This window comes from Novosphingobium mangrovisedimenti (assembly GCF_025153475.1).
Lineage (GTDB): Bacteria > Pseudomonadota > Alphaproteobacteria > Sphingomonadales > Sphingomonadaceae > Novosphingobium > Novosphingobium mangrovi_A.
Window position 1 is genome coordinate 49,298 of sequence record NZ_JANZXA010000016.1, and the last position, 26,105, is coordinate 75,402.

27 protein-coding genes and 1 tRNA gene are annotated in these 26,105 nt (G+C 65.2%); 19 read left to right on the forward strand and 9 right to left on the reverse strand.

The genetic code is table 11. The annotated features are described in order from the left end of the window. Positions 1–224 precede the first annotated feature (224 nt). The 4 genes from NZK81_RS18805 to NZK81_RS18820 all read left to right on the forward strand — a co-directional run bounded on the left by NZK81_RS18805 (position 225) and on the right by NZK81_RS18820 (position 2,869). Positions 225–986 carry a hypothetical protein gene (locus tag NZK81_RS18805; RefSeq protein ID WP_260047633.1) on the forward strand — a complete coding sequence of 254 codons (762 nt, stop codon included), beginning with the start codon at positions 225–227 and terminating at the stop codon, positions 984–986. Positions 987–1,125: 139 nt separating this feature from the next. Continuing rightward, the gene (gene phbB, locus NZK81_RS18810; protein WP_260047634.1) at positions 1,126–1,848 is read left to right on the forward strand and encodes an acetoacetyl-CoA reductase; all 723 of its coding nucleotides are present in this window, start codon (positions 1,126–1,128) and stop codon (positions 1,846–1,848) included. A gap of 135 nt (positions 1,849–1,983) precedes the next feature. Next, positions 1,984–2,619, forward strand: coding sequence for a cation diffusion facilitator family transporter (locus NZK81_RS18815; RefSeq protein ID WP_260047635.1), 636 nt, complete (start codon positions 1,984–1,986; stop codon positions 2,617–2,619). A gap of 10 nt (positions 2,620–2,629) precedes the next feature. After that, positions 2,630–2,869, forward strand: a complete 240-nt coding sequence (locus tag NZK81_RS18820; RefSeq protein WP_260047636.1) for a ribbon-helix-helix domain-containing protein — start codon at positions 2,630–2,632, stop codon at positions 2,867–2,869. Between the two features lie 9 nt (positions 2,870–2,878). Here NZK81_RS18820 and NZK81_RS18825 read toward each other — a convergent pair whose 3' ends face one another. Together NZK81_RS18825 and murA are read right to left on the reverse strand one after the other, a co-directional pair. Further along, the gene (locus NZK81_RS18825; protein ID WP_260047637.1) at positions 2,879–3,106 is read right to left on the reverse strand and encodes a hypothetical protein; all 228 of its coding nucleotides are present in this window, start codon (positions 3,104–3,106) and stop codon (positions 2,879–2,881) included. Positions 3,107–3,172: 66 nt separating this feature from the next. Further along, complete coding sequence (gene murA / locus NZK81_RS18830) at positions 3,173–4,456, reverse strand: UDP-N-acetylglucosamine 1-carboxyvinyltransferase (RefSeq protein WP_260047638.1); 1,284 nt, start codon at positions 4,454–4,456, stop codon at positions 3,173–3,175. Positions 4,457–4,609: 153 nt separating this feature from the next. Between murA and galU the strand changes: the two genes are divergently transcribed. After that, positions 4,610–5,491 carry a UTP--glucose-1-phosphate uridylyltransferase GalU gene (gene galU / locus NZK81_RS18835; RefSeq protein WP_260047639.1) on the forward strand — a complete coding sequence of 294 codons (882 nt, stop codon included), beginning with the start codon at positions 4,610–4,612 and terminating at the stop codon, positions 5,489–5,491. A gap of 28 nt (positions 5,492–5,519) precedes the next feature. On the opposite strand, the gene NZK81_RS18840 is transcribed toward galU, so the two are convergent. The 4 genes from NZK81_RS18840 to NZK81_RS18855 all read right to left on the reverse strand — a co-directional run bounded on the left by NZK81_RS18840 (position 5,520) and on the right by NZK81_RS18855 (position 10,381). After that, the gene (locus tag NZK81_RS18840) at positions 5,520–6,185 is read right to left on the reverse strand and encodes a lytic transglycosylase domain-containing protein (protein WP_260047640.1); all 666 of its coding nucleotides are present in this window, start codon (positions 6,183–6,185) and stop codon (positions 5,520–5,522) included. A gap of 78 nt (positions 6,186–6,263) precedes the next feature. After that, positions 6,264–7,355 carry a phytase gene (locus NZK81_RS18845; RefSeq protein ID WP_260047641.1) on the reverse strand — a complete coding sequence of 364 codons (1,092 nt, stop codon included), beginning with the start codon at positions 7,353–7,355 and terminating at the stop codon, positions 6,264–6,266. Continuing rightward, positions 7,355–10,126 carry a TonB-dependent receptor gene (locus tag NZK81_RS18850; protein WP_260047642.1) on the reverse strand — a complete coding sequence of 924 codons (2,772 nt, stop codon included), beginning with the start codon at positions 10,124–10,126 and terminating at the stop codon, positions 7,355–7,357. The genes NZK81_RS18845 and NZK81_RS18850 overlap by 1 nt, the downstream gene beginning before the upstream one ends. A gap of 180 nt (positions 10,127–10,306) precedes the next feature. Further along, positions 10,307–10,381 (reverse strand) — tRNA-Thr (locus tag NZK81_RS18855). A 129-nt stretch (positions 10,382–10,510) separates the two neighbouring features. Between NZK81_RS18855 and NZK81_RS18860 the strand changes: the two genes are divergently transcribed. From NZK81_RS18860 to NZK81_RS18900, 9 genes are all read left to right on the forward strand, one after another. Then, entirely contained in the window at positions 10,511–10,666 is a 156-nt protein-coding gene (locus NZK81_RS18860) for a hypothetical protein (RefSeq protein ID WP_260047643.1), read from the forward strand. Between the two features lie 66 nt (positions 10,667–10,732). After that, entirely contained in the window at positions 10,733–11,419 is a 687-nt protein-coding gene (gpmA, locus tag NZK81_RS18865; RefSeq protein WP_260047644.1) for a 2,3-diphosphoglycerate-dependent phosphoglycerate mutase, read from the forward strand. A 1-nt stretch (position 11,420) separates the two neighbouring features. Further along, complete coding sequence (purE, locus tag NZK81_RS18870) at positions 11,421–11,912, forward strand: 5-(carboxyamino)imidazole ribonucleotide mutase (RefSeq protein ID WP_260047645.1); 492 nt, start codon at positions 11,421–11,423, stop codon at positions 11,910–11,912. 94 nt (positions 11,913–12,006) lie between these two features. Then, the gene (locus NZK81_RS18875; RefSeq protein WP_260047646.1) at positions 12,007–13,065 is read left to right on the forward strand and encodes a 5-(carboxyamino)imidazole ribonucleotide synthase; all 1,059 of its coding nucleotides are present in this window, start codon (positions 12,007–12,009) and stop codon (positions 13,063–13,065) included. A 14-nt stretch (positions 13,066–13,079) separates the two neighbouring features. Next, the gene (locus NZK81_RS18880; protein ID WP_260047647.1) at positions 13,080–13,565 is read left to right on the forward strand and encodes a dihydrofolate reductase; all 486 of its coding nucleotides are present in this window, start codon (positions 13,080–13,082) and stop codon (positions 13,563–13,565) included. A 12-nt stretch (positions 13,566–13,577) separates the two neighbouring features. Further along, a complete protein-coding gene (locus NZK81_RS18885; RefSeq protein ID WP_260047648.1) occupies positions 13,578–14,510 on the forward strand; it encodes a bifunctional riboflavin kinase/FAD synthetase in 933 nt (310 codons plus the stop codon). A 97-nt stretch (positions 14,511–14,607) separates the two neighbouring features. After that, positions 14,608–17,487 carry an isoleucine--tRNA ligase gene (ileS, locus tag NZK81_RS18890; RefSeq protein WP_260047649.1) on the forward strand — a complete coding sequence of 960 codons (2,880 nt, stop codon included), beginning with the start codon at positions 14,608–14,610 and terminating at the stop codon, positions 17,485–17,487. Next, the gene (lspA, locus tag NZK81_RS18895) at positions 17,484–18,002 is read left to right on the forward strand and encodes a signal peptidase II (protein ID WP_260047650.1); all 519 of its coding nucleotides are present in this window, start codon (positions 17,484–17,486) and stop codon (positions 18,000–18,002) included. Before ileS ends, lspA begins: the two co-directional genes overlap by 4 nt. A 4-nt stretch (positions 18,003–18,006) precedes the next feature. After that, complete coding sequence (locus tag NZK81_RS18900) at positions 18,007–18,423, forward strand: DUF3035 domain-containing protein (protein ID WP_260047651.1); 417 nt, start codon at positions 18,007–18,009, stop codon at positions 18,421–18,423. An 81-nt stretch (positions 18,424–18,504) separates the two neighbouring features. Here the strand turns inward: NZK81_RS18900 and NZK81_RS18905 are convergent, their stop codons facing one another. Then, on the reverse strand, positions 18,505–19,836 hold the full coding sequence (locus tag NZK81_RS18905; protein ID WP_260047652.1) for a hemolysin family protein: 1,332 nt from the start codon (positions 19,834–19,836) through the stop codon (positions 18,505–18,507). Between the two features lie 190 nt (positions 19,837–20,026). On the opposite strand from NZK81_RS18905, the gene NZK81_RS18910 reads away from it, so the two are divergent. After that, entirely contained in the window at positions 20,027–20,701 is a 675-nt protein-coding gene (locus NZK81_RS18910; RefSeq protein WP_260047653.1) for a YiaD family glycine zipper/OmpA-like lipoprotein, read from the forward strand. A 57-nt stretch (positions 20,702–20,758) separates the two neighbouring features. Here NZK81_RS18910 and NZK81_RS18915 read toward each other — a convergent pair whose 3' ends face one another. Continuing rightward, entirely contained in the window at positions 20,759–21,553 is a 795-nt protein-coding gene (locus NZK81_RS18915; protein ID WP_260047654.1) for a 3'(2'),5'-bisphosphate nucleotidase CysQ, read from the reverse strand. Between the two features lie 158 nt (positions 21,554–21,711). Between NZK81_RS18915 and sucC the strand changes: the two genes are divergently transcribed. The 4 genes from sucC to NZK81_RS18935 all read left to right on the forward strand — a co-directional run bounded on the left by sucC (position 21,712) and on the right by NZK81_RS18935 (position 25,829). Continuing rightward, the gene (gene sucC, locus NZK81_RS18920) at positions 21,712–22,911 is read left to right on the forward strand and encodes an ADP-forming succinate--CoA ligase subunit beta (protein ID WP_260047655.1); all 1,200 of its coding nucleotides are present in this window, start codon (positions 21,712–21,714) and stop codon (positions 22,909–22,911) included. A gap of 240 nt (positions 22,912–23,151) precedes the next feature. Next, positions 23,152–23,898, forward strand: a complete 747-nt coding sequence (locus NZK81_RS18925; protein WP_260047656.1) for an electron transfer flavoprotein subunit beta/FixA family protein — start codon at positions 23,152–23,154, stop codon at positions 23,896–23,898. Continuing rightward, positions 23,898–24,827 carry an electron transfer flavoprotein subunit alpha/FixB family protein gene (locus NZK81_RS18930; RefSeq protein ID WP_260047657.1) on the forward strand — a complete coding sequence of 310 codons (930 nt, stop codon included), beginning with the start codon at positions 23,898–23,900 and terminating at the stop codon, positions 24,825–24,827. The genes NZK81_RS18925 and NZK81_RS18930 overlap by 1 nt, the downstream gene beginning before the upstream one ends. A gap of 87 nt (positions 24,828–24,914) precedes the next feature. Next, positions 24,915–25,829: an energy transducer TonB gene (locus NZK81_RS18935; RefSeq protein WP_260047658.1), complete on the forward strand. Its 915-nt coding sequence runs from the start codon at positions 24,915–24,917 to the stop codon at positions 25,827–25,829. A 12-nt stretch (positions 25,830–25,841) separates the two neighbouring features. Here NZK81_RS18935 and NZK81_RS18940 read toward each other — a convergent pair. Beyond that, positions 25,842–26,105: transposase (locus NZK81_RS18940; RefSeq protein WP_260047659.1), on the reverse strand; the 264-nt coding region annotated here is incomplete at its 5' end.

A 26,105-nucleotide genomic window follows, 5' to 3' on the forward strand; every position in this document is an offset into this window, starting at 1 on the left:
GCTGCCCGGGCGGCAAGTGCGCGTTCCTCGGCGTTCTCCCCTAAACCGTCGCTGAACGCCGCGCCCGCCCCCCGTCGCCGGGATTGCCATATGCCCGAACCGTTCCCATCTCCCCTGAACGATCAGGCTGTGTTAATTTGCCAAGGACACAATGCGGATTCGGCAGGCTCTCCCCGCAACGGGGATCACCGGCCGGGCGGATACGGGAAGCAACGGGCTGTACCATGGTTTCGGAACGCAAGGTTGCGTCGAAAGGCGGCACGACGGCTGGAGTGATGCTCGCGGCCTGCGTGGGCGTGCTTGCGCTGCCCAGCGCCGTGATGGCCTTTTCCACCAGTTTCTCTGTCCTGACCGCCTCGCCGGCACCGATCGATTCGTTCGATCCGGACGCCTCGCCCGAAAATCTCTCCCACGTCATCGCCATGCGGTCGCTGGCCAAGGGACAGCCTTTCCCGTTCACGCCCGCCGGCACGCCCAACCGTCCGGACCGTTCGGTCACGGTCGCCGTGCGCGTCGATCCCGAAGCGGCGAAGGCGATCATCGTCCATGGTCCCCCGGCAGCGGCTCAGGGCACTGCCGATTCGGGCCCGGCCCGCATGCGCATGCCCCCCACCGCCTTCAACCTGGGCATATCGCGCGGCTACCAGAACTTCGCGCAGGATCTCGTCCCGCAAACAGCCAACAAGCCATTGACGGACATGCCGGACCTCAGGAAGTTCAGCCTGCAGCCCGGCCCTTCCGATGACACCAACTCCCGCTTCAGCACGCGGCTCTCGATCGACGAGAAGCGCGCGCCTGGCCGCGCGCCGCGCACTTTTGCCGGGGAAGCCGGTGAAGTGGACCTCAGCGGCGCCTACCGGGTAACCAATAATCTCGATGTCACCGCAGGTGTGCGCTATTCACAGGAACGCGAACGCCTGCGCCCGCTGACCGACGGCAAGCAGGACAGCCAGTCCGTCTACGTAGGAACCCAGTTCCACTTCTGATTTCAGCAAGCGACATTGCGCAATATGCAATGCCATTCATGCCGAACAACCCCCGAACAGTCTCGCAGTGGCTTGCCCTGTTACTTGGCATTTCCTAGCACTGTGCACGGTGGATGCACACTAATGCGAAAGGCTTGATATGGCGCGCGTTGCAATTGTTACTGGCGGGACAAGAGGTATCGGAGAAGCCATCTCGCTGGCTCTGAAAGACAGGGGTCATGCCGTCGTCGCAAACTATGGCGGCAACGACGAGAGGGCCAAGGCCTTCACCGAGGCAACCGGCATCCCGGCCTACAAGTGGGACGTCGGCGATCACGAGGCGACAATCGAAGGCTGCGCCCGCGTGGCCGAGGAAGTCGGCCCGGTCGACATCGTCGTCAACAACGCGGGCATCACCCGCGACGGCGTGCTGCACAAGATGAGCTTCGATGACTGGAACGAGGTGATGCGCATCAACCTCGGCGGCTGCTTCAACATGGCCAAGGCGACCTTCCCCGGCATGCGCGAACGTGGCTGGGGCCGCATCGTCAACATCGGATCGATCAACGGCCAGGCCGGCCAGTACGGCCAGGTCAACTATGCCGCGGCCAAGTCCGGCATTCACGGCTTCACCAAGGCGCTGGCGCAGGAAGGCGCCAAGTACGGGGTGACGGTGAACGCGATCGCGCCGGGCTACATCGATACCGACATGGTCGCCGCCGTGCCGGCCCCGGTGCTCGAGAAGATCGTCGCCAAGATCCCGGTGGGCCGCCTCGGCCATGCCTACGAGATCGCGCGCGGCGTCGCCTTCCTGTGCTCGGAAAATGCCGCCTTCGTGACCGGCTCGACCATGAGCATCAACGGCGGCCAGCACATGTACTGAGAATGGTTGCCGCTTCCGGCGGCACCCACCGCACACGGGCGGCGGCCTGACGGCCGCCAGCCCACACCCCTGAACCAGGCGCCTCTTGCCGAATGCGATTGGCGCCGGGGATCAAGAACGGCTATTGCATCCCGCATGGCAGACTGCGGATGCAAGCCCACCCCGGCCACGACGCGCGAACAGCGAAGCACGCTGTGGATCGCGCTATGGCTCAATGCCGCGATGTTTCTGGTCGAAACGGCCACGGGCTGGTTCGGCAACTCCACCAGCCTGCTCGCCGACGGGCTCGACATGCTGTCCGACGCCTGCGTCTATGCCATCGCGCTCGCCGCCATCGGCCGCGGCGACCGCTTCCAGGCGCTGGCCGCGACGACCAGCGCCTGGGCGCTTTCGTTCCTAGGCCTCGGCGTGCTCTTCGACGTGATTCGCCGGCTGTTCACCGGCGGGGAGCCGCAGGGCGCGTGGATGATCGCGGTCTCGTGCCTCGCGCTGGCGGTCAACGTCACCGTCATGCGCCTGCTCGCCCGCCATCGCGATGGCGGCGTGCACATGCGCGCGGCATGGATCTTCACCCGCGCCGACGTGATCGCCAATGCCGCCGTCATCGTGTCTGGCGGCGCCGTCATGCTGACCGGGATGCGCTATTTCGACCTCGTGGTCGGCGCGGCCATCGGCCTCTACGTGCTGCGCGAAGCGGCCGAAATCCTGAAGGAGGCCAGGGCGGCCCGCCTCGGCGCCGGCACCTGTTCGGCGCAGCGCCCGGTATCGTGAAGCCTGGCGCATGTCCTCGCCCTACCATCCCCCGGTCAAGCGCTCGGTCGAAATCGCCGGACACAAGACCTCGATCAGCCTCGAACCGGTGTTCTGGGACATGCTGCGGGCCGCGGCAGGCACCAGGGGCGTGCCGCTAAACGCCCTCGTGGCGCGGATCGACGCCGAGCGGCTGGAAGCCGAAACGCCGCCGGGCCTTGCCGGCGCGATCCGCGTGTGGCTTGTCACCAATCCTGACGCAGGCGCCTGAAAAGCCCCTTCAGTAAGTGCCCGGCGGATCGCTGGCCGGAAAGCTTTCGTCGCTCGCCTCGTCGGTCTTGGACCAGCTTGCGGGCGCGCTTGCCATGTTTTCAGGCCCGGCGTCGCGCACCTTGGTAAAGTGTCCCGCACCGCCACCATAGGCGAGCCGGTCTTCACCGCTGCGGGTGATGTACTTGTAAAGCGCGAAGCCTGCCGCGCCGACAGCCGCCAACCTGATCAGACCCATGTCGAAACTCCTTCAAACTCGGGACGGGTTTCGAAAGGGAAACGCGCGACGGAACGCAGAGTTGCCTCAGTCCCCGCCGACACGTTCGATCTGCGCGCCGACCAGCGCCAGCTTTTCCTCCAGCCGCTCGTACCCGCGATCGAGGTGGTAGAGACGGTGAACCTGGGTCTGCCCTTCGGCGGCAAGACCCGCGATGACAAGGCTCATCGACGCGCGCAAGTCGGTCGCCATGACTTCCGCGCCGGTCAGTTTCTCGACTCCGTGGACGATCGCGGTGCGGCCCTTGGTCTCGATACTGGCGCCCATGCGGTTGAGTTCGGGAACGTGCATATAGCGGTTCTCGAAGATCGTCTCGGTCAGGACGCTGGACCCTTCGGCCCGGCACAGCAGCGCCATGAGCTGCGCCTGCATGTCGGTGGCAAAACCGGGATAGGGCGCCGTCGAGAGCGTGACCGGGCGCAGCTTGCCCTCGCTGGCCACCCGCAGGCCGCCGGCAACGGGCTCGACGAGCACGCCGGCATCGCGCAGCGCCTGCACGGTTGCTTCCATGTCCTGGATCTTCGCGCCCTTCAGCATGACCTCACCCCCGGTGATCGCCGCCGCGCAGGCATAGGAGCCCGCCTCGATGCGGTCGGGCATGACCATGTAGGTGGCCCCGTAGAGGCGTGGCACGCCGTGGATGGTGAGGTCGGAGGTGCCGATACCTTCGATCTCGGCGCCCATGGCGACCAGCAGGTTGCACAAGTCGACGATCTCGGGCTCGCGCGCGGCATTGTGCAGCGTCGACTTGCCGCGCGCGGTCACTGCGGCCATCAGCGCGTTCTCGGTCGCGCCGACGGAGACCACCGGGAAGGAATAGCGTCCACCGGGCAGGCCGCCGTCGGGCGCCACGGCCTTCACATAGCCCGCCGCCAGCTCGATCTGCGCGCCCAGCGCCTCGAGCGCCTTCAGGTGCAGGTCGATCGGGCGGTTGCCGATGGCGCAGCCGCCGGGCAACGAGACGGTCGCCTCACCCATGCGCGCCAGCATCGGCCCCAGCACCAGGATCGAGGCGCGCATCTTGCGGACCAGATCGTAGGGGGCGACCGAACTGGTGATCCGCGTCGCCTGCAGGGTCATGACCCTGCCGAAATCCTCCGGCCGCGATCCCGCGATCATGGTCGAAACACCGAACTGGTTCATCAGGTGCTGGAACCCGTCGATATCGGCCAGACGCGGCAGATTGCGCAGGGTCAGCGGCTCATCGGTAAGCAATGCACAGGGCAGCAGGGTGAGTGCTGCATTTTTTGCGCCGGAAACGGGTATAGTGCCTGACAGGCGTTTTCCGCCTTCGATAATGATCTTGTCCATGTTCGCCATTTAGCGGGAAACGCGGACACGGCAACGGTTGGACGACACGTCCCGAATAGTGACAGCTGCGGTTAGTGAGCCGCCGCCCGGTTGAATAGTCCCGGCTATGCGGCTTTAATTGCACTGCAACACAGGAAGGCAATGACACTCGGCATGAGCGACTCGAATTTCCGCAAACCCGTCCGCAAGGCAGTCTTTCCCGTGGCAGGACTGGGGACGCGCTTCCTCCCGGCCACCAAGGCGATTCCCAAGGAGCTGTTGCCGGTCGTCGACCGTCCGCTGATCCAGTACGCTGTGGACGAGGCCCGCGAAGCGGGAATCGAGGAATTCGTGTTCGTCACCGGGCGCGGCAAGACCGCGATCGTCGAGCATTTCGATACGGCCTACGAACTCGAAGCGACGATGAACGGCCGCGGCAAGTCGCTCGACCCGCTGGAGCCGACCCGCATCGAGCCGGGCAATCTCGTCACCGTGCGCCAGCAGGTGCCGATGGGCCTCGGCCACGCCGTGTGGTGCGCGCGCGCCGTCGTCGGCAACGAGCCTTTCGCGATCTTCCTGCCCGACGAACTGATGTACGGCTCTCCCGGCTGCATGGCCCAGATGATGGAGGCCTACAACGAAGTGGGCGGCAATCTCGTCTCGGTGCTGGAAGTGCCGAAGGAGGAAGTCTCGAGCTACGGCGTGATCGCGCCGGGCGAAAGCAAGGGAGCGCTCACCGAGGTCAAGGGCCTGGTCGAAAAGCCGAAGGTGGAAGAAGCCCCTTCGAACAAGATCGTATCCGGCCGCTACATCCTCCAGCCCGAGATCATGGGCCTGCTGGCCAGCCAGGGCAAAGGCGCCGGCGGCGAGATCCAGCTTACCGACTCGATGGCCAAGCTGATCGGCGAGCAGCCGTTCCACGCAGTCACCTTCAACGGCCGCCGCTTCGACTGCGGCTCGAAGGTCGGCTTCGTCGAAGCGACGCTGGCGATCGCGCTCGACCGCGAGGACATGGGCGCGGAAGTGCGCGAGATGGCGAAGAAGATGCTCGGCTGAGCCGGACGGGTCCGCTTGCGGACAGGCCCTACTGCCGCACCGAATCGGTCAGCCGCGCCATGATCGCGGCGACGTATTCCTTCGTTTCGCGGATATTCGGAATGCCCCCAGCCTTCTCGACCCGGGCCGGGCCGGCGTTGTAGGCGGCAAGCGCCTTCTCGACATCGCCACCGAAGGCATCGAGCTGCATGCGCAAGTACCGCGCGCCGCCTTCGAGATTGGCCATCGGATCGCGGGAATCGACTCCCATCTCGGCAGCGGTGCCGGGCATGAGCTGCGCCAGACCGCGCGCACCCACCGGAGAAATGGCCCTCTCGTTCCAGCGGCTCTCCTGCCAGACGACGGCCTCGAGCAGGGCCGGGCTGATGTCGTACTTCGCCGCGAGCTGTGCAACGCGGGCACGCCAGCGGGTGGGCCCTGCGGCATCGAGTGCCTGCGTGACCGATCTCGGGTGCAAGTCCGCCTCGACCGCGAGCGGCGTATCCTGAACGCTTGCCGGGGCCTCTTCACCGATGAAGAGGATGCCGGAATCCCGGTCATTCCCGGCAGGGACGAACTGGCCCGCAGCGGAAGGACCGCCAGCGACCCACTCCGCGCCCGAATTGCCGACCTGAAGCACGTCGGCCGAAGCCGTCGCGGGCACGCCAAACAGCGCCGCGGCCAAGGCCGCGCCGATCACGCCGCGCGTCTTCAACGATGCGAATCCCGTGTCATCGCCCTCGCCCATACAGCAAGTGCGCCCTGCCGCTCAAGCAAGGCGCACCGATCCTGCTCATTCGAGGCCGAGCGCCTCGCGGATCGCCTGCCACGACAACAGCTTGAAGTTCTGCGCTTCCGGCGCGTTGTCACCATCCTGCGCGATGAACAGCCCTTCGGGATAGCGCAGGCCGAAATCGCCCAGCGCGACCTCGATGCCGTCGGTGTCGCTGGTGCCGTCGATCGCGCCGCCAGCGATGCGGAAACGGCCGGCAAGCTTGCCACTCGCCAGATCGAACAGGGCATAGGCATTGTCCCCCTGGCTCGATGCCACCAGCCAGGCGCGACCGTCTGCCATTCGGGCCAGTGCCAAGCCTTCGACGTCGTCGACCAGACCATCGGCGGCGCCCACGCGCGCAAAGGCGTGCGCCTTCATCTCGGCCTGCAGCGGCACCTTCCAGATGCCGACGTCTTCCTCGGCCACGTAGAGCGTCTGCGTGGCATCGTCGACGACGCAGCCCTCGGACTGGGTCGCCAGCTTCACGTCGCGGAAGTACTCGGGAACGATCCGTCTCTCCACCTCGTAAAGCCCGCTCTCCGCGACGGTACCGTCCTTGAGCACGACATAGGCGCGCGCAAGCTCGCCATTGCCGAGCGAGCCGCCCATGCAGAAGCCATAGGCCTCGGCGGGCGCGTGCCCCTCGAACAGGAAGGATTCCGAGCTGATCGCGGTCAGCTTGCCGGTCGCGCCGTCGAGCCAGAACATCGCGATGCGCGGTTCCGCCCGGTCGGTGCGGTCGCTCGCGGCCACGAGAATACGCGTCGAACCGTCGGCGAGCGTGACTTCGCGCAAGTCGACATTGTTAAGCGCGCCGGCGGCAAGGAAATCGCGCACCTTGCCGTCGAGGCCATAGACATAGAGCCCGGCCTTCTTGTCGGTCCCGACGATCAGGCTGGCAGCGGGATCGGCCGCATTGCGCCAGATCGCCGGATCATCCGCGGCATCGTCGTTGGCCGTGCCGACGGGCTCGGTCTCGGCAATGGCCGGAACGTTGGTGGCCGCCAGATAGGGCCTCGCCCCCTCTCCCGTAGTGGCGCATCCGGCAAGCAAGAGGGCCGGAAGCAATGCTCCCGGCCTGGCCTTCAGGACTGTATCGAAGATCGCCATCAGAACGTCACGCGCGCACCGAACTTCACGGTCGGGCCGTACTCTTCGTACTGCAGCAGGCGCTTGCCGCCCTCGAAGTTGTGATAGGCGAAGTACTTGGCGTTGTTCACGTTAACCCAGTCGGCAAAGAGACGGACGTTGTCGGTCACCTTGTACTTGACCGAGATGTCGATCTGGAAGTGGTTGTCGACCCAGCGATCCTCCGTTGCATCCGCACCCAGCTCGTCGAGATACTTGTCGCGATAAGTGCCGGCGACACGCAGGTCGAGCGGGCCCTTGTCGTAGCCAAGCACGACGTTGAAGGTGTTGCGCGAGTTGTTCAGGAGCGAGATCGACCGCGCCATGCCATCCTCGTCGAGCACAGTGCCCTTCGAGTACGTGTAGGTGTAGTTCACCTGGGTCAGCAGGCCGTCGAACGGTGCCGGAAGCATCGAATAGACCTGGCTGTAGCTGGCTTCGAAGCCCACCACATCGGCCGAATCGCCGTTCATCGGGATGGTCGCTTCCTCGTAGTCGATACCGAGGTAAGTTCCCGGGTCCTTCAGGGTGACGTCGACGATGAAGTCGTCGATCTTCTTGTAGAAGCCCGCGAACGAGACCGCGCCGTTGCCCGAGAAGTAGTATTCGAAGCCCGCATCGAAGTTCCAGGCCTTGTAGGGCTTGAGGTACGGGTTGCCGAATTCGGCCTCGTCATCCTCGTTGATGGTGAAGCGCGGCGCCATGTTCGAAAGCTTGGGACGCACAACGCTCTTGTACCCGGCAACGCGCATCACGAGGTCCTGCTGCGGGCTGTAACGCAGCGTCAGGCTCGGCAGCCAGTCCGTATAGCTGCGCTTGTAGCGGATCGGCGTCACGCCCACGTCGGGCTCGGCATCGAGGATGAGGTTGCCGTTCATCTCGTTTTTGGTGTGCTCCATGCGCAGACCGCCGATGACGCGCAGGCTGTCGCTGTCCCAGCGGCCGAGCAGATAGGCTGCCGTGACGTCTTCCTTCACGCTGTAGTCGTCCGAGTTCGAGGCCAGGGCGGTCTCGTAATCGTCGATCTCGAAACCGGCCCGGTTGGCGAGCAGGAAGTCGGCCGGTCCGGTCTTCGACGCGACAGGCCCCATGTCGAGCAGGCGATAGGTCTGCGATCCGAGCACGTCGGCCAGCGTGTAGCTGCCGTCGTAATCGCCATAATAGATCATGTCGAAGTTATAGGACTTCTTGCGCCACCGCTGCTTGGCGCCGGCCTGCACGGTGAAGTCACCATTGTCTCCGGCAAAGGTACGGGCGAGGTCTGCGCGCACGGCGTATTCCTCGTCCTGGCTGTCGGAATTGGTGGTCAGCTCGGTGCGGTTGAACTTGTAGTTCGACGCCTTGTTCACTTCGTCCGCGCCTTGCGCGATCGAATAGACCGGCACGCGCTCGTTGCTGTAGTCCCAATCGATGACGACGCCGTCGCCTTCGAACTTCTTGCGGAAGCGGGTGGGATCCACCGAGAAGTCCTCCTTCTCGGTGGACTTGGCGTAGCTGGCCGACCAGTTGAACTTCCACACGCCGGTGTCGGTATCGCTGCCGATCACGACCGAGCGGATGCGCTGGCGCTCGAAACGGTCCTTGAGGTCGCGGCGAACCTCGATCTCGCCGTCCTCGTCGCTGAAGCTCACGCCGTTCGCGGTAGCCGTGCTCGGCTCCTTGTCGAAGATGAAGGTCGTGCGGCGACGATATTCATGGTCGTCGAACTGGCTCCAGTTGCCGCGCGCATAGGCCTTGGTGGTATCCGAGACGCGCCAATCGAACGACAACGCGGCGCTGACACGCTTGCGGGTCACGTCGTAGTCGCGGTACTCGACCTCGGGATTGTAGACCGTGCCGTCGTCGGTCACTTCCCACAGTTCCGACTCGACGTTGTCGGTCTCGAACTCGCGCTTGTAGTAGCTGATGCCGCCGGCGATGCCGAAGTCGTCACCCAGACGCGTCGAGAAATCGAGGCTGCCCTTCGGCGTCACCTTGTCCGAGTAGTCGTTCCAGCTGCCCTCGGCGCGAATGGCGTAATAGTCCTTCTTGCGGTCGAAGGCGCTGGTGGTGTTGATCTCGATCGAGGCGCCGATGGTGTCGGCGTCCATGTCGGGGGTGAGCGACTTCTTCACCTCGATCGATTCGATGATGTCGGACGAGATCACGTCGAGCGCGACCTGACGCGTGTCCGATTCGGGCGCGGGCAAACGCACGCCGTTGAGCGAGGTCGAGTTCAGTTCCGGATCGAGGCCGCGCACCGAGACGAAGCGGCCTTCGCCCTGGTCGTTGAGAATGTTGAGGCCGGGCAGGCGGCGCAGCGATTCGGCCACGTTCTGGTCGGGGAACTGGCCGATGGCGTCGCGGGTCAGGACCGATTCGACACCGTCCGCGGCCTTCTGGCGCGACAGCGCGCTGGCCTGGTTGGCGGCCTGGCCGACGACGAGGATGTCCGCCCCGCCGATGCCTGCCATCGCGAAGTTGCCCTCTACCCCGCCGGTTGCGGGAACCGCGATCTTCCGCGTCTCGACGATGGCGCCGACGTAGCTGACCTCGACGGTATACTCGCCCGCCGGAATGTCGGCGAAGATGTAGTGACCGGAACGGTCCGTCTCGGTGGCGCGATCGAGCTCGACAATTCGTACCGTGGCCGACTGCAGGGATCGGGTGCCGGTGGCGTCATTGACGTTACCGGAAAGTTCGCCTGCATGGGCAATGGAGACAAAAGACGCAGAGGCGAGCAGCCCCGCGACGAGGCGGAGGGAAGTTTTCATCTGAAGGAACCCCTGTTGCGAACGAGTTGCGTGCGGGGGCCCTAGGCACGCAGCATGACAGTCCCGTGCCAATCCCGAGACAGTTCAGTGACAATGCTGCGGTGCGACAAATCGGCAACGGCCGCGTTTCCTGCGGCTCGCACAGCCGCCTGACGGGCAAGAGACGGATATTGCGGGAAATGGTGCTGCTGGGGAGGATTGAACTCCCGACCTCACCCTTACCAAGGGTGCGCTCTACCACTGAGCTACAGCAGCGCCGTACATCCCGGGCCGTTCGGCTCGGGGCAGGGGCGCGCTATTGTCCGTGCGGGCGGCAATTGTCAAGCGCCGCTTGCGCTTTGTCGGCGCGGGCGGCATTGCGCGCTGATGGACGGGAATGCTGGCATGACCAAGGACAAGCAAACGCGCGAGGAACGGCTCGCGGCGAAGCTGCGCGAGAACCTTCGCCGGCGCAAGACGCAGGCACGTGCGCTTTCTTCGCAATCGGACCTCGAAGATAACGAATCGGGCAGGCTTCCCAAATCGCCCCCGGAAAGCTAGGGGCTGCGGCCTGACAATCGCGCCTGACCGCACACATGGGCGCCGCAATCCAAAGGGAGCCATGCCTTGCCTCGCCTGATCCTTCTCCGCCACGGCCAGAGCCAGTGGAATCTCGAAAACCGCTTCACCGGCTGGTGGGACGTAGACGTGACCGAGAAGGGCGAAGCCGAGGCCCGCGCGGCAGGTGTCCTGCTCAAGGAAAAGGGCATGTTGCCCACGGTCGCCTTCACTTCGGTGCAGACCCGCGCGATCAAGACGCTGCACTTCGCGCTCGAGGCCGCCGGCGTGCTGTGGATCCCCGAGACCAAGGACTGGCGTCTCAACGAGCGGCACTATGGTGGGCTGACCGGACTCGACAAGGCCGAGACCGCCGCCAAGCATGGCGACGCGCAGGTCAAGATCTGGCGCCGCAGCTTCGACACGCCGCCGCCGCCGCTGGAGCACGGCAGCGAGTTCGACCTGTCCTCCGACCCGCGCTATGCCGGGATCGACGTGCCCCAGACCGAGAGTCTCAAGGACACCATCGCCCGCGTCCTGCCCTACTATGAAAGCTCGATCGTGCCGCACCTCAAGGCCGGGGCCACCGTGCTCGTGGCCGCGCACGGCAACAGCCTGCGCGCGCTGGTGAAGCACCTTTCGGGCATTTCCGACGACGAGATCACCGGCCTCGAGATCCCGACCGGCCAGCCGATCGTCTACGATCTGGACGCGGATCTCGCCGTGCTCGACCGCTATTACCTGTCGGAACGCTGAGATGAGCGAAGCGGGAGCGCCGCCAGTCGCGATCATCATGGGCAGCCAGTCCGACTGGCCCACGATGCAGCGCGCCGCCGCCATGCTGGACAAGCTGAACGTCGCCTATGACGCGCGCATCGTCTCGGCGCACCGCACGCCCGACCGGCTGGTCGAATTCGCCAAGGGGGCTGCGGCCGAAGGCTTCAAGGTGGTGATCGCCGGGGCCGGCGGCGCCGCGCACCTGCCGGGTATGGTCGCCGCGATGACGCACTTGCCGGTGCTGGGCGTGCCCGTGCAGTCGAAGGCGCTTTCAGGGCAGGACAGCCTGCTTTCGATCGTGCAGATGCCCGCCGGCATCCCGGTCGGCACGCTGGCGATCGGCGAGGCGGGCGCGGCCAACGCGGGTCTGCTCGCCGCCGCGATCCTCGCCACGTCCGATGCGGACCTTGCCGAGCGGCTCCAGGCCTTCCGCGCCGAACAGACCGACAGTGTCGCCGAGCGGCCCTCCTGATGCTTCGACAGGCTCAGCATGAACGGCACTGGAACCTTGAGAGGTTTCCGCTCGCCCTGAGCTTGTCGAAGGGCCCGCCGGAGAACTCTGCCCGATGATCCCACCCGGCGAAACCATCGGCATCTTCGGTGGCGGCCAGCTCGGCCGGATGATCGCGATGGCAGCGGCCCAGCTCGGATACCGCTGCCACATCTACGCGCCCGAGGCCGATTCGATCGCGGCCGAGGTTTCCGCCGCCTTCACCTGCGCGAACTGGGACGACGGCGCGGCCATGGCCGCCTTCGCCGCCCAATGCGCGGTCGTGACCTACGAATTCGAGAATGTGCCCGTGGCGCCGCTTGCCTCGGTGGGCGACGTGCCGCTGCTGCCCCACCCGCGCGCGCTGGAAACCGCGCAGGACCGGCTGAGCGAAAAGCGCTTCGTCACCGATCTGGGTGGCACCCCTGCCCCCTTCGCGCCCGTCGATTCGACGCAGGACCTTGCCGATGCCGTCGCCGCGATCGGCGCGCCCGGCATCCTCAAGACCCGGCGCGAAGGCTATGATGGCAAAGGGCAGTGGCGAATCGGGACACCCGAGGACGCCCGCACGCTCGACCTGCCCGACCAGCCGCTGATCTACGAGGGCTTCGTCACCTTCTTCGCCGAATTCTCGGTCATCCTGTGCCGGGGCGCGGACGGCGACGTGCGCTTCTTCGATTCGGCGCACAACGTCCACGAAAGCGGCATCCTCGCCACCAGCACGGTGCCCGCGCCCGCCGCCATGCTCGAACAAGTGCCCGCCGCGCGCGCACTGGCCGCGAAAGTGGCCGAAGCGCTCGACTATGTGGGCGTGCTGACGCTGGAATTCTTCGCGACCGAGAATGGCCCGGTGTTCAACGAGATGGCCCCGCGCGTCCACAATTCGGGCCACTGGACAATCGAAGGTGCGATCACCAGCCAGTTCGAAAACCACGTGCGCGCGATCTGCGGACTGCCGCTCGGCGGTACCGGGATGGCGGCCAAGGGCGCGCAGATGCGCAACCTGATCGGCGACGAGGCGCACGACTGGCCCGCGATCCTGGCCGATCCGGCCAACCACCTGCACCTCTACGGCAAGGCCGCCGCGCGGCCCGGGCGCAAGATGGGCCACGTCACCCGGCTGACGCTGGATTGAAGCGGACGGGCAGCGTGGCGCAGGACCTCTTCCTCATCTACGCGCGCGCCGCGAACGGCGTGATCGGCCGCGAGGGAACCCTGCCCTGGCGCCTTCCCGCCGATCTCAAGCACTTTAAGGCCATGACCATGGGCAAGCCGATGATCATGGGCCGCAAGACCTTCGAATCCTTTCCTTCCCCCCTGCCCGGCCGCCGCCACATCGTGCTGACGCGCGACCGCCGCTGGCGCCCCGAAGGCGCGGAAGTGGTCCATTCGATGGACCAGGCCCTGGCACTTGCCGGCGATGGCGAAATCGCGGTGATCGGCGGCGCGGACATCTATGCACAGATCCTCCCGCGCGCCGGCCGCGTCGAACTGACCGAAATCCACGCAGACTACGAAGGCGATACCGTCATGCTGCCACTGGGCCCCGAATGGACCGAAACGGCCCGTGACGAGCATCCGGCGCAGGGCGATGCCCCGGCTTACGCTTTCGTGACGCTGCGGCGCGACTTATAGGCGGCTGCAATCATGATTCGTCTCGACAACCTTCACCCCATTCCCGAATCGATGCGCGGCGGCATTGTCGCGCTGGGCAACTTCGACGGGTTCCACCAGGGCCATCAGGCCGTCGTCGGCGAGGCGATTCGCTGGGCCCGGGCCGAAAACCGCCCCGCCATCGTCGCCACCTTCGATCCGCACCCGGTGCGCCTGTTCCAGCCCAAGGCCGAACCCTTCCGCCTGACCACGCTCGACCAGCGCGAGGACCTGTTCGGCGCGGCGGGCGCGGATGCCATGCTGGTGCTGCATTTCGATCGCGCCATGGCCACCATGGGCGCGGCCGAATGGGTCGAGAAGGAACTGGCCGGGCACCTGGGCGCGGCAGGCGTCGTTACCGGCGAGGACTTCACTTTCGGCAGGGGCCGCAGCGGAAACCCGCAGGTCCTGCGCGAAGTGGGCGCAGGCTTCGGCCTTTCGGGCCGTACGGTCGGGCCAGTATGCGATGCGGACGGCGAAATTTCCTCCAGCCGCATCCGCGAGGCGCTGAAAGCCGGCGACTGCGCGACGGCGGCGCGCCTGCTCACCCGCCCCTTCGCGATCCGCGGCATTGTCCAGCACGGCGACAAGTTCGGCCGCCAGATGGGCTTTCCCACGGCCAACCTCGACATGGGGGCCTATCTACGCCCGCACTACGGAGTCTATGCGGTGATCGGCCGCCTGCCCGACGGCCGCGTGCTGCCCGGTGCCGCCAATGTGGGGATACGCCCCCAGATCCAGCCGCCCAAGGAACTGCTCGAACCGCATTTCTTCGACTTTTCCGAAGATCTCTACGATCAGGAAATCGAAGTGGCGTTCCATCACTTCCTGCGGCCGGAGGGCAAGTTCGATTCGCTGGACGCGCTGATGGAACAGATCGCGGCCGATTGCGTCAAAGCGCGCGAACTGCTGGCGAACGCGGGCTGAGCGTAGCGGAAACGCCCGGTCTTCACACAATACGCGTGGTTTGTACGCAAGCCGCACTCTTCCAACGTTAAGCCAATTGCTCTAACGCCCGCCGATCATGACCGAACAGCGCGACTATCGATCCACCGTCTTCCTCCCGAAGACCGATTTTCCCATGAAGGCCGGGCTCCCGCAAAAGGAGCCGGGTATTCTTGCGCGCTGGCAGGACGAGAAGATTTACGAAAAGGTCCGCGCCGCGCGCGCCGGGCGTGAAAAGTTCATCCTGCATGACGGCCCGCCCTATGCGAACGGCGACATGCACATCGGCCATGCGCTCAACCACATCCTCAAGGACATGGTGGTGCGCACGCAGACCTTGCTGGGCAAGGATGCCCCCTACGTTCCCGGCTGGGACTGCCACGGCCTGCCCATCGAATGGAAGGTCGAGGAAGGCTACCGCAAGAAGAAGAAGAACAAGGACGAAGTCCCCGCGGAGGAATTCCGCGCCGAATGCCGCGCCTATGCGCAGCACTGGGTCGACACGCAGCGCGAGCAGCTCAAGCGCGTGGGCATCGGCGGAGACTGGGACAACCCCTACCTGACCATGGACTTCCAGGCCGAGGCAACGATCGTTTCGGAACTGATGAAGTTCGCCGAAAACGACATGCTCTATCGCGGCGCCAAGCCGGTGATGTGGAGCCCGGTGGAAAAGACCGCGCTGGCCGAGGCCGAAGTCGAATACGAGGACATCGTCTCGACCCAGATCGACGTCGCGTTCGAGATCGTCGAATGCCCGGACGAGGACCTGCTCGGCGCGAGCGTGGTGATCTGGACGACCACGCCCTGGACGATCCCGGTGAACCAGGCCGTCGCCTATGGCGCGCATATCGATTACCACCTGATCGAGGTCGACGGCGGGCGCTATCTCGTCGCCGAGCCGCTGGTGGAAAGCTTCGTGAAGCGCCTCGGCCATGACAGCCACAAGCTGCACTTCTTCATCAAGGGCGTATCGCTGGAAGGCACCAGGGTGCGCCATCCGATGCACCACCTCGGCGGCTTCTTCGCCGAGCTGCGCCCGCTGCTCGACGGTTCCAGCTTCGTCACCACCGAAAGCGGCACCGGCTTCGTCCACATGGCGCCCGACCATGGCGAGGACGACTTCGACTTGTGCAAGGCGCACGGGATCAATCCCAAGTTCGCGGTCGAAGGCGACGGCAAGTACCGCGAGGACTGGCTCTGGCTCGGCGGCCAGGGATCGGTGATCAATGCCAAGTTCAACGCGCCCGACGGCCCGATCTGCACCGACCTGCGCGAAGCAGGCGGCCTGCTGGCGGCATCGGCCGACTACCAGCACTCCTACCCGCACTCGTGGCGTTCCAAGGCCAAGGTCATCTACCGCTGCACGCCGCAGTGGTTCGTGCCGATGGACAAGGTCATGACCCACATCTCGCCCAAGACGCCGGGCGAGAAGCGTTGGGAGACCGAGGGCGGCGCGATCAATCCGGCCGAGGAAGGCCTTTGCGATGCGCCGACGCTGCGGCAGGCCGCCGTAAAAGCGCTCGCCGATACCCGCTTCGTGCCGGCCAAGGGCCGCAACCGCATCGGCGCCATGGTGGAAGGACGCCCCGACTGGGTGCTCAGCCGCCAGCGTGCCTGGGGCGTGCCGATCACCCTGTTCGTCGATCGCGAGACCGGCGAATATCTGGTCGATCCCGAAGTGAACGCCCGCATCATCGCCGCCATCCGCGAAAAGGGCGTCGATGCCTGGAACGACGAGCGCGCGCAGGAATACCTCGGCAATTCCTACAAGGCCGAGGACTACGAGCGCGTCACCGACATTCTCGACGTCTGGTTCGATTCGGGCTCGACCCATGCCTTCGTGCTCGAATCGGGCAAGTGGCCCGACCTGCTGCGCCCCGAGGGTTATGAAGGCCCGCACGCGGACCTCTACCTCGAAGGCTCCGACCAGCATCGCGGCTGGTTCCAGTCCTCGCTGCTCGAAGCCTGCGCCACGCGCGGCCATGCGCCCTACAAGGCGGTCCTGACCCACGGCTTCACGATGGATGCCAAGGGCCTCAAGATGTCGAAGTCGCTGGGCAACACGGTCAGCCCGATCAAGGTCATGGAGACCAACGGCGCCGACATCATCCGCCTCTGGGCGCTCTCGGTCGACTTCACCGAGGATCACCGCATCGGCGACGAGATCCTGAAGGGCGTGGGCGACCAGTACCGCCGCCTGCGCAACACCTTCCGCTACATGCTGGGCGCGCTGTCGGACTTCGACGAGGCCGAGCGCCTGCCGGTGGCGGAGATGCCCGAGCTGGAACGCTACGTGCTCGCGCTGCTGGGCCAGCTCGACGCCACGCTGAAGCAGGCGGTCGCGGACTTCGACTTCAACACGTACGTCCGCGCACTGCTCGACTTCTGCAACGAGGACCTTTCGGCCTTCTTCTTCGATATCCGCAAGGACTGCCTCTACTGCGACAGCCCGGCCGATCCCAAGCGCCGCGCCTATCGCACCGTGCTCGACACGCTGTTCCACGCGCTGGTTCGCTGGGCCGCGCCGGTCACGGTGTTCACGGCGGAGGAAGTCTGGACCACGCGCTATCCCGAAGGGGACAGCGTCCACCTGCTCGAATGGCCCGAAGTCCCGGCGGCGGAAGCCGACACCGACAAGTGGGACGCCCTGCGCGCCCTGCGCGAAAAGGTCACCGAAGCGATCGAGCCGCTGCGTCGCGACAAGGTGATCGGCTCCAGCCTCGCCGCCTGCGTCACGCTGCCGCAGGACGCCCCCGGGGCCGAGAGCCTCGGCGTGGATCTGGCCGAGCTGTTCATCACCGCGACAGTTGTGCCCGGGCAAGGCGATGCCGTGACCGTCACTCCCACTACCGACCACAAGTGCGGCCGCTGCTGGCGCCATCTGCCCGAGGTCTCGGAAGACGGCGCGCTGTGCGGCCGCTGCGAGGACGTGGTCGGTGCGATGGAGACCGCTGGATGAGCAAGGCCGTGCGCAACCGCCTGTTCGGCCTGCTGATTGCCGCCGCGATCTGCCTGATCGACCAGGGCGTCAAGGCCTGGGTTGCCGATGGCCTGCAGCTGGAAAAGGTCAAGACGATCTACCTGCTGCCGATCTTCAACCTGCACTGGCAGCCGAACTTCGGCGTTTCGCTCGGCCTGCTGACGGCCGGGTCGACCGAGGGTCGCTGGGCGCTCGTGGCCATGACCGCCGCGATCGCGCTGTTCGTGCTCATCTGGATGATGCGCGAGCGCAAGCTGGGTGACATTGCCGCGCTCGCCCTCGTGCTGGGCGGCGCGGCAGGCAATATCCGCGACCGCTACATGTACGGCTTCGTCATCGACTATGCCGACCTGCACTTCGGCGAATGGCGCCCCTTCCTCATTTTCAACCTTGCCGACGCCGCGATCACCATCGGCGTCCTGATTATCCTTGCCCGATCCCTGCTTTCGCGCGAAAAGCCCGATGCAGCCGCAAACCCTGCCCCGGAGAGTTGATTTGATGCCCATGAAGAAAACCGGTGCCCTCATCCTGGTTATGGCCGGCGCAACGCTGCTGTCCGCCTGCGGCAGCACCGGGCTGTTCAACCGCAACCGCCCCGACGAATTCGCCGTGCAGCGCCAGTCGCCGCTGGTGGTTCCGCCCGATTTCTCGCTGAGCCCGCCCAAGGAAGGCCAGCCTCGCCCGACCAACGACGACATCCAGCAGAAGACGCTCGACGCGCTGTTCGGCGGCCCGCAGGCCCGCAGCGACATCGAGAAGACGACGCTGGGCCTGGCCGGCACCGCCGATCCGGGCATCCGCTCTTCGGTGGGCGATCCGGCGACCTACACTGTCGCCAAGGGCCAGATCACCCGCTCGATCCTCGCCGCGCCCGAGGGCGACGGCCTCGATGCGCAGACGACGCTCGGCGGATAAGCACCGACAATCACGAAATTCCAGGAAGGGCCGGGCGAAAGTCCGGCCCTTTTGCTTTGCCGGAGGGCCTGCCCCCGGACGTTAGCCGTCCCCGCTCACCCCGTCGTCGTTGCCTTCTTCCAGGCCCTCGACGAGGATCTTGTCGATCCGCAACCCGTCCATGTCGACCACCTCGAAGCGCCAGCCCTGCTCGGAGAAGTACTCGCCCTCCCTGGGCACTTTCTTGAGCACGGCGAGGACATAGCCGGCGACGGTCGCGAACTCGCGGTCCTCGGGCAGGGTCATGTCCAGCCTGTCGGCCATGGCATCGGCCGGCATCGCGCCCGAAACCAGCAGAGACCCATCCGCGCGCTCGACCACCATCGGCGCGTCGCCCTCGTCCTGATGGCTGACGAACGAACCGGCGAGCGCCTCCAGCACGTCGGACGGCGTGACGATCCCTTCGAGGTGGCCGTATTCGTCGTGGACCACGGCCATCGCCACTTCGGCGGTCTGGAGCTTGCGCAGCGCGTCCATCGCGTCGAGCTGGTCGGGGATGATCTCGGCCTTGCGCATCATTGCACGGATATCGACGCTGCGCCCCTCCACCATCGCGGCGAGCACTTCGCGAACCTTGAGAATGCCTTCCACGTTGTCGGGCGAATCCTCGTCCGCGACAGGCAGCAGCGAGTGGGGCGAGGACTCGATCTTGGCGCGCAGCGCGGCCTCGTCGGCATCGATGTCGATCCAGTCGATCTGGTTGCGCGGCGTCATCAGTTCGCGCACCGGACGGTCGGCCAGACGCATGACGCCGGCCATCATCGCCCGCTCTTCCTCCTCGATCACCCCCGAACGGGTAGCCTCGGCGAAGATCATCTGCAGCTCTTCGGCCGTCAGCTGCTCGCTGTCGCCGCCACGGATCGAGAGCAGCCGCAGGAGCACGCCCGAGGACTTGTCGAGCAACCAGACAAAAGGCGCCATGACCTTAGCCAGCCACGCCATCGGCCGCGCCATGATCAAGGCCACGGGTTCGGCCATGCGCAGCGCCAGCTGCTTGGGCACCAGTTCGCCGATCACCAGGCTGGCATATGTCGTGGCGATGATCACCAGCGTGAAACCCGCCTCGCTCGCGAAACGTTCGGGCACGCCCAGTATCGCCAGGCGCTCGCCCACCGGCGCGCCCAGGCTGGCGCCCGAATAGGCACCGGCGATAATGCCGATGAGAGTAATGCCGATCTGTACGGTCGACAGGAACTTGCCGGGGTCCGCAGCCAGCTCGAGCGCCGACTTGGCAGCCCCGCTGCCCTTCTCCGCCGAGACGCGAAGGCGCGCGGCACGGGCCGAGACAATGGCCAGTTCCGACATGGAGAACAGGCCATTGAGCAGGATCAGGCCGGCGATGATGAGGAGGTCGGTCCAGGGAAAGGGCGTCACAATACCGCAGCGCTAGCAGAGAATGCGCCATTCGCGAAGCGCCTCGTGCATTCGGCTTGCCACGATTGATCCGGAAGGCAAAAGGGAACACAAACCAAAGACGTGCGTTGTGCTCCATCATCCATTTGCCATTCATGTGCACTAAAACACAGATGCCGAACCAGATTCACAAAGAGGAAGACCTTAAATCATGATGAAATCGCGCCTGATTACATCGCTCGCAGCCGCGGCCTCGCTGGTGGCGGTCTCCGCCTGCGTTACCGATCCCAACACCGGAGAGAAGAAGGTTTCGCGCACTGCCATCGGCAGCGTCGGCGGCGCCGGGCTCGGTTACCTGCTGGGCAGCGTCATCGGCGGCAAGACCGCCCGCATCGTCGGCGCGGGCATCGGCGGCGTAGCCGGCGGCGTCGTCGGCTACCAGATGGACAAGCAGATCAAGGAACTGAAGGAACAGACCGCCGGTTCGGGCGTCGACGTCACGCAGGAAGGCGATGGCATCCTCGTCAACCTGCCCGACGTGACCTTCGCTGTCGATTCGACCGCGATCAGCCCCTCCTTCCAGGCGACGCTCGACAAGGTCGCGCAGTCGATGAACCAGTATCCCAACAGCCTGATCGACGTTTACGGCCACACCGATTCGACCGGTTCGGAAGCCTACAACATGGATCTTTCGAAGCGTCGCGCCGATTCGGTCGGGCGCTACCTGATCAGCCGCGGCGTGTCCTCGGCCCGCATCCAGACGCAGGGCATGGGCGAGAACTATCCGGTGGCGAGCAACGACACGCCCGAAGGGCGCGCTCTCAACCGCCGCGTCGAGATCAAGATCACGCCGGTAACGACCGACGACGTCAACGCCGCGCATTGATCACCCGCTTTGCGGGATCGGGGAAGGGGGCGGCGCCTGGGGTGCCGCCCCCTTTTTTCATACCGAAAAGCGCGCCGCCCGCTCGGCCAGGCGCTTCACCGCCGCGTCGTGGATGCCGTTCGAGGAGCACAGGACGCCGAAGGCCCGCGGATCGTGCTTGTTGTAGTTTAGCGGCTTGCCGAAGGCGTCGGTGACGGCCGCGCCCGCTTCGCGGGCGATCAGGCCGGCTGCGGCGACATCCCATTCGTAGCCCCAGCGCAAGGTTGCCAGCAGGTCCGCTTCATCGGCAGCGACCATCGCCATGCGCAGCGCGATCGAGTTGGGCTGGTAGACCATTTCCAGGTCGGCATCCTCGGGCGCGAGCTTCCTGGCCGGCACGCGCGCGCCGGAGAGCGATTCGCGGCGGCTGGCGACCAGCCTTTCGCCATTGCGCCACGCGCCCTTGCCCGCCTCGCCGAACCAGAACTCGCCGCCGTCCTCGCGCCGGCGGGCGGGGGCATAGAGATAGCCGAACAGCGGGCGGCGCGTATTGACCAGCGCCACGGAGACCGCCCAGCCGGTCCGTCCGCCGATGAAATCGCGCGTGCCGTCGACCGGATCGACCAGCCAGACCAGCGTGTCGCTCAGCCGCGAGGGCGCGTCGACGGTTTCCTCCGAAAGCCAGCCCGCAGCCGGCAGAAGCGCATGCAACTCCTTCTTCAGAAAGGAGTCCACTTCCAGATCGACCGCGCAGACCGGGTTGCCGGGCGACTTCTCCCAATGGTCGAGCTCATGGCCGTCGCCCGGCCAGCCGGCGAGCGCGATGCGGCCGGCCTCCCGGACAATGGCTTCAAGTCTGTCGCGATCGATCATGGGGGAATCTTCTTTGTGGCAGCATCTCGGGGGGACGTACCTATGCAATTGCGCAGGGAACGGGACTTTTCAAGCGCGCAGGGATGTGCTTATGCGGCGCTGCAAAAATCGGCACCCGCGCCTTCCCCGAGGAAACTTCAGCAGAAAGCGATTCAGCGATGAACATTCACGAATACCAGGCCAAGGAACTGCTTGCGAAGTATGGCGTGGGCATCCCCGCCGGCATCCCCGCGCTCACTGTCGAGGAAGCGGTTGCCGCCGCCAAGCAGCTGCCCGGACCGCTCTATGTCGTGAAGGCCCAGATCCATGCCGGTGGCCGCGGCAAGGGCAAGTTCAAGGAACTCGGCCCCGACGCCAAGGGCGGCGTGCGCCTCGCCAAGTCGATCGAAGAGGTCGAGGAATGCGCCAGGGAAATGCTCGGCAACACCCTCGTCACCGTGCAGACCGGCGAAGCGGGCAAGCAGGTCAACCGTCTCTACGTGACCGACGGCGTCGACATCGACAAGGAATACTACCTCTCGATGCTGGTCGACCGCGCCAGCGGCCGCCTCGCCATGGTCGTCTCGACCGAAGGCGGCATGGACATCGAGGAAGTCGCGCACAGCACGCCTGAGAAGATCACCACCATCACCATCGACCCGGCCGAAGGCTTCCAGCCCCACCACGGCCGTGCCGTTGCTTTCGCGCTCAAGCTGACGGGCGACCTCAACAAGCAGGCCCAGAAGCTGGCCGCCCAGCTCTACGAAGCCTTCGTCGCGATGGACTGCGACATGCTGGAGATCAACCCGCTGGTCGAGAGCAAAGGCGGCGAACTGCTCGTGCTCGACACCAAGATGAGCTTCGATTCGAACGCACTGGCCCGTCACCCCGACATCTTCGCCCTGCGCGACGAGACCGAGGAAGACCCGGCCGAGATCGAAGCCAGCAAGTACGACCTCGCCTACATCAAGCTCGATGGCGACATCGGCTGCATGGTCAACGGCGCCGGCCTTGCCATGGCGACGATGGACATCATCAAGCTGAACGGCATGTTCCCGGCCAACTTCCTCGACGTGGGCGGCGGCGCCAACAAGGAAAAGGTCACTGCGGCGTTCAAGATCATTCTTGCCGACCCCGCCGTGAAGGGCATCCTCGTGAACATCTTCGGCGGCATCATGAAGTGCGACGTCATCGCCGAGGGCATCGTTGCCGCTGCCAAGGACGTGAACCTGTCGGTTCCGCTGGTGGTTCGCCTCGAAGGCACCAACGTGGCGCAGGGCAAGGAAATCCTCGCGAATTCCGGCCTCGCCATCGTTCCCGCCAACGATCTGGGCGATGCCGCCCAGAAGATCGTCGCAGAAGTGCAGAAGGTCGCCTGATTCGCGTCGAAATGACGATGAATCGCTGGAAACAGGAAGCGGCGGGGGATCTCTGGTCCTCCGCCGTTTCTACATGGTTCTCCCCGGCGGGAACCTTGCCCGGAGCTTTGCGAAGTCACGCTGCCGCGCTATCTGATGGCAGGACTTGACGCGACGTTCCGGGAACGCAATAGCGAGCCGGGTAAAGTTTAATTGCGCGGTTAAATTGGCCGTCCCGATACTCAGAGAGGACCAGATCGCATGAAAATCCTCGTGCCCGTAAAGCGGGTGATCGACTACAACGTGAAGCCGCGGGTGAAGTCCGACGGCAGCGGCGTTGATCTTTCCAACGTCAAGATGAGCATGAACCCGTTCGACGAGATCGCGGTCGAGGAAGCCATCCGCCTGAAGGAAGCAGGCAAGGCCGAGGAAATCATCGCTGTCTCGGTCGGCCCGGCCAAGGCGCAGGAAACGCTGCGTACCGCGCTTGCCATGGGCGCCGACCGCGCGATCCTGGTCCAGACCGACGATGAGGTCGAGCCGCTCGCCGTCGCCAAGATCCTCAAGGCGATCGTCGCCGAGGAAAACCCGGGCCTGGTGATCCTGGGCAAGCAGGCGATCGACGACGATTCGAACCAGACCGGCCAGATGCTCGCCGCGCTGCTCGGCCGTCCGCAGGGCACCTTCGCCAGCAAGGTCGAGATCGACGGTGACAGCGTTGCCGTCACCCGCGAGGTCGACGGCGGTCTCGAGACCGTCAAGCTCGCCATGCCCGCGGTCGTCACCACCGACCTGCGCCTCAACGAGCCGCGCTATGCTTCGCTGCCCAACATCATGAAGGCGAAGAAGAAGCCGCTCGATACCAAATCGCCCGCCGACTACGGCGTCGACACCGCCCCGCGCCTCAAGACCCTCAAGGTCAACGAGCCGCCGGTGCGCCAGGCCGGCATCAAGGTGCCCGATGTCGACACGCTGGTTGCCAAGCTCAAGGAAATGGGAGTCGCCTGATGAAGACGCTCGTCTGGGTCGAACACGACAACGCGTCGCTCAAGGATGCGACGCTCGCCACCGTCACCGCCGCTGCCAGGCTCGGTGAAGTCCACCTCCTCGTCGCCGGTTCGGGCTGCCGCGCCGTGGCCGAGGCTGCCGCGCAGATCGCGGGCGTGGGCAAGGTCCACCTCGCCGACAACGCCGCCTACGAACACGGCCTTGCCGAGAACGTGGCGCCGCTGATCGTGGACCTCATGGGCCACCACGACGCCGTGCTGTTCCCCGCCACCACCACCGGCAAGAACATCGCGCCGCGCGTCGCCGCGCTGCTCGACGTGATGCAGCTCTCGGACATCATCTCGGTCGAGGGCGAGAAGACCTTCACCCGTCCGATCTATGCCGGCAACGCCATCGCCACGGTCGAATCGAGCGATGCCAGGCTGGTGATCACCGTGCGCGGCACGGCCTTCGAAAAGGCTGCCGCCACCGGCGGTTCGGCCGCGATCGAGGACGTCGCGGGGGCTGGTGACGCCGGTCTTTCCAGCTTCGTGAGCGCCGAAGTCGCCAAGTCGGAGCGTCCGGAACTGACCAGCGCGAAGATCATCGTCTCGGGCGGTCGCGCGCTCAAGGACAGCGCGACCTTCGAGGAATACATCATGCCGCTCGCCGACAAGCTCGGCGCTGCCGTCGGCGCATCGCGCGCGGCGGTCGATGCCGGCTACGTGCCCAACGACTACCAGGTCGGCCAGACCGGCAAGATCGTGGCGCCCGAAGTCTACATCGCCGTGGGCATCTCGGGCGCGATCCAGCACCTTGCCGGCATGAAGGACTCCAAGACCATCATCGCCATCAACAAGGACGAGGACGCCCCGATCTTCCAGGTCGCGGACATCGGCCTCGTCGCCGACCTGTTCAACGCCGTGCCGGAACTCACCGGCAAGCTCTGATCCGGCGTTAACATATTGAAAGAAAACCCCCGGAGACAACTTCCGGGGGTTTTCTTTTGCCCGCTGACATACATTAAGCCTGCTAACTTGCCGGGCATCCAGGGAATTGCTGCAGTGAAAACAAATTGGCTGTTCAACCTGGCAATGTGCCTCGGCCTTTCACTGTTCCCCACCGTATCCCTGGCTGCGCCAAAGGAATACGTCCTGGCGCCCCAATCGAAGTGGGTGGTGGACTGGTCCCAGGACAACTGCACGCTCGTCCGCGATTTCGGTTCGAAGGAACACCCCTTCCTCTTTGGCCTGCAGACATACGCGCCGGGATATTCCTTCCAGGTGACGCTCGCCGGCAAGGAAGCGACTGCACTGCGGGGCAGCTCGGCGCTGACCGTAGCGTTCGGTCGAGGAACGCCCGTTTCTATCAGGGGAAGACAGGCTGGCACGACGGACATTTACGGTCCCGCACTGACCTTTACCGCGCGGATCGCCGATACCGTTCGTGACGACAGTGAACCCGAGGAGATCACCGCGCGGTCCTACCCCGACCTTGAGATGGAAAAGAGGATAGACCACGTCACCGTTGAGTCGCCCTCGACCCGTGTCGTCCTCCAGACCGGCTCGATGTCTTCGCCCATGAATGCCATTCGCAAGTGCACTGACGATCTGATGCGACAACTTGGCCTTGATACGGAGGTGCTACATAACCTGAGCCAGCCCGTTCGGCCGATCAATGGTGCAGTCTGGGCGCGTATTATCCAATCCGAGTTCCCGGTGGAACTGGCAATGCAGCAACGGGACGCACGCGTAATATTGAGGGTAGTCGTCGATGCCCAAGGCTCGCCTACCCGCTGCGACGCCTTTCAGAGGCTCAGCAACACCGACTTCAATGATCGAGCCTGCTCCATCATCATGCACCTTGCCAAGTTCGAGCCTGCGCAGGACGAGAACGGCGTCCCCACACCGTCGATCTATTCACAAAACATCATTTATCGGCAGAAGTATTAGACTCTGATGACATCACGTTGATGCATATCCTGAGTTTCTGAGGTAGTTTGCGCATTCATTGGGCGGGAAGTCATCGAGCAGGGAGCCGATACGTCGCCATGTTGCTTCGACGGATCGTTCTGCGGTCTTTCGCAGGAGATGCTTGAGCTTAGCAAAGACCTGCTCGATCGGATTGAGATCGGGGCTGTAGGGCGGCAGGAACAGGAGCCGTGCTCCTCTGGCCCGGACAGCGGGCTTCTTGTGACTGGAGAGGTTGTCGAGGATGACGATGTCTCC

Bases quoted from the DNA above. Each gene is read 5' to 3' on its own strand.
- NZK81_RS18805 (WP_260047633.1), top strand. From the start codon at position 225: ATGGTTTCGGAACGCAAGGTTGCGTCGAAAGGCGGCACGACGGCTGGA.
- phbB (WP_260047634.1), top strand. From the start codon at position 1,126: ATGGCGCGCGTTGCAATTGTTACTGGCGGGACAAGAGGTATCGGAGAA.
- NZK81_RS18815 (WP_260047635.1), top strand. From the start codon at position 1,984: ATGGCAGACTGCGGATGCAAGCCCACCCCGGCCACGACGCGCGAACAG.
- NZK81_RS18820 (WP_260047636.1), top strand. From the start codon at position 2,630: ATGTCCTCGCCCTACCATCCCCCGGTCAAGCGCTCGGTCGAAATCGCC.
- NZK81_RS18825 (WP_260047637.1), bottom strand. From the start codon at position 3,106: ATGGGTCTGATCAGGTTGGCGGCTGTCGGCGCGGCAGGCTTCGCGCTT.
- murA (WP_260047638.1), bottom strand. From the start codon at position 4,456: ATGGACAAGATCATTATCGAAGGCGGAAAACGCCTGTCAGGCACTATA.
- galU (WP_260047639.1), top strand. From the start codon at position 4,610: ATGAGCGACTCGAATTTCCGCAAACCCGTCCGCAAGGCAGTCTTTCCC.
- NZK81_RS18845 (WP_260047641.1), bottom strand. From the start codon at position 7,355: ATGGCGATCTTCGATACAGTCCTGAAGGCCAGGCCGGGAGCATTGCTT.
- NZK81_RS18850 (WP_260047642.1), bottom strand. From the start codon at position 10,126: ATGAAAACTTCCCTCCGCCTCGTCGCGGGGCTGCTCGCCTCTGCGTCT.
- NZK81_RS18860 (WP_260047643.1), top strand. From the start codon at position 10,511: ATGACCAAGGACAAGCAAACGCGCGAGGAACGGCTCGCGGCGAAGCTG.
- purE (WP_260047645.1), top strand. From the start codon at position 11,421: ATGAGCGAAGCGGGAGCGCCGCCAGTCGCGATCATCATGGGCAGCCAG.
- NZK81_RS18875 (WP_260047646.1), top strand. From the start codon at position 12,007: ATGATCCCACCCGGCGAAACCATCGGCATCTTCGGTGGCGGCCAGCTC.
- NZK81_RS18885 (WP_260047648.1), top strand. From the start codon at position 13,578: ATGATTCGTCTCGACAACCTTCACCCCATTCCCGAATCGATGCGCGGC.
- ileS (WP_260047649.1), top strand. From the start codon at position 14,608: ATGACCGAACAGCGCGACTATCGATCCACCGTCTTCCTCCCGAAGACC.
- lspA (WP_260047650.1), top strand. From the start codon at position 17,484: ATGAGCAAGGCCGTGCGCAACCGCCTGTTCGGCCTGCTGATTGCCGCC.
- NZK81_RS18900 (WP_260047651.1), top strand. From the start codon at position 18,007: ATGCCCATGAAGAAAACCGGTGCCCTCATCCTGGTTATGGCCGGCGCA.
- NZK81_RS18910 (WP_260047653.1), top strand. From the start codon at position 20,027: ATGATGAAATCGCGCCTGATTACATCGCTCGCAGCCGCGGCCTCGCTG.
- NZK81_RS18915 (WP_260047654.1), bottom strand. From the start codon at position 21,553: ATGATCGATCGCGACAGACTTGAAGCCATTGTCCGGGAGGCCGGCCGC.
- sucC (WP_260047655.1), top strand. From the start codon at position 21,712: ATGAACATTCACGAATACCAGGCCAAGGAACTGCTTGCGAAGTATGGC.
- NZK81_RS18925 (WP_260047656.1), top strand. From the start codon at position 23,152: ATGAAAATCCTCGTGCCCGTAAAGCGGGTGATCGACTACAACGTGAAG.
- NZK81_RS18930 (WP_260047657.1), top strand. From the start codon at position 23,898: ATGAAGACGCTCGTCTGGGTCGAACACGACAACGCGTCGCTCAAGGAT.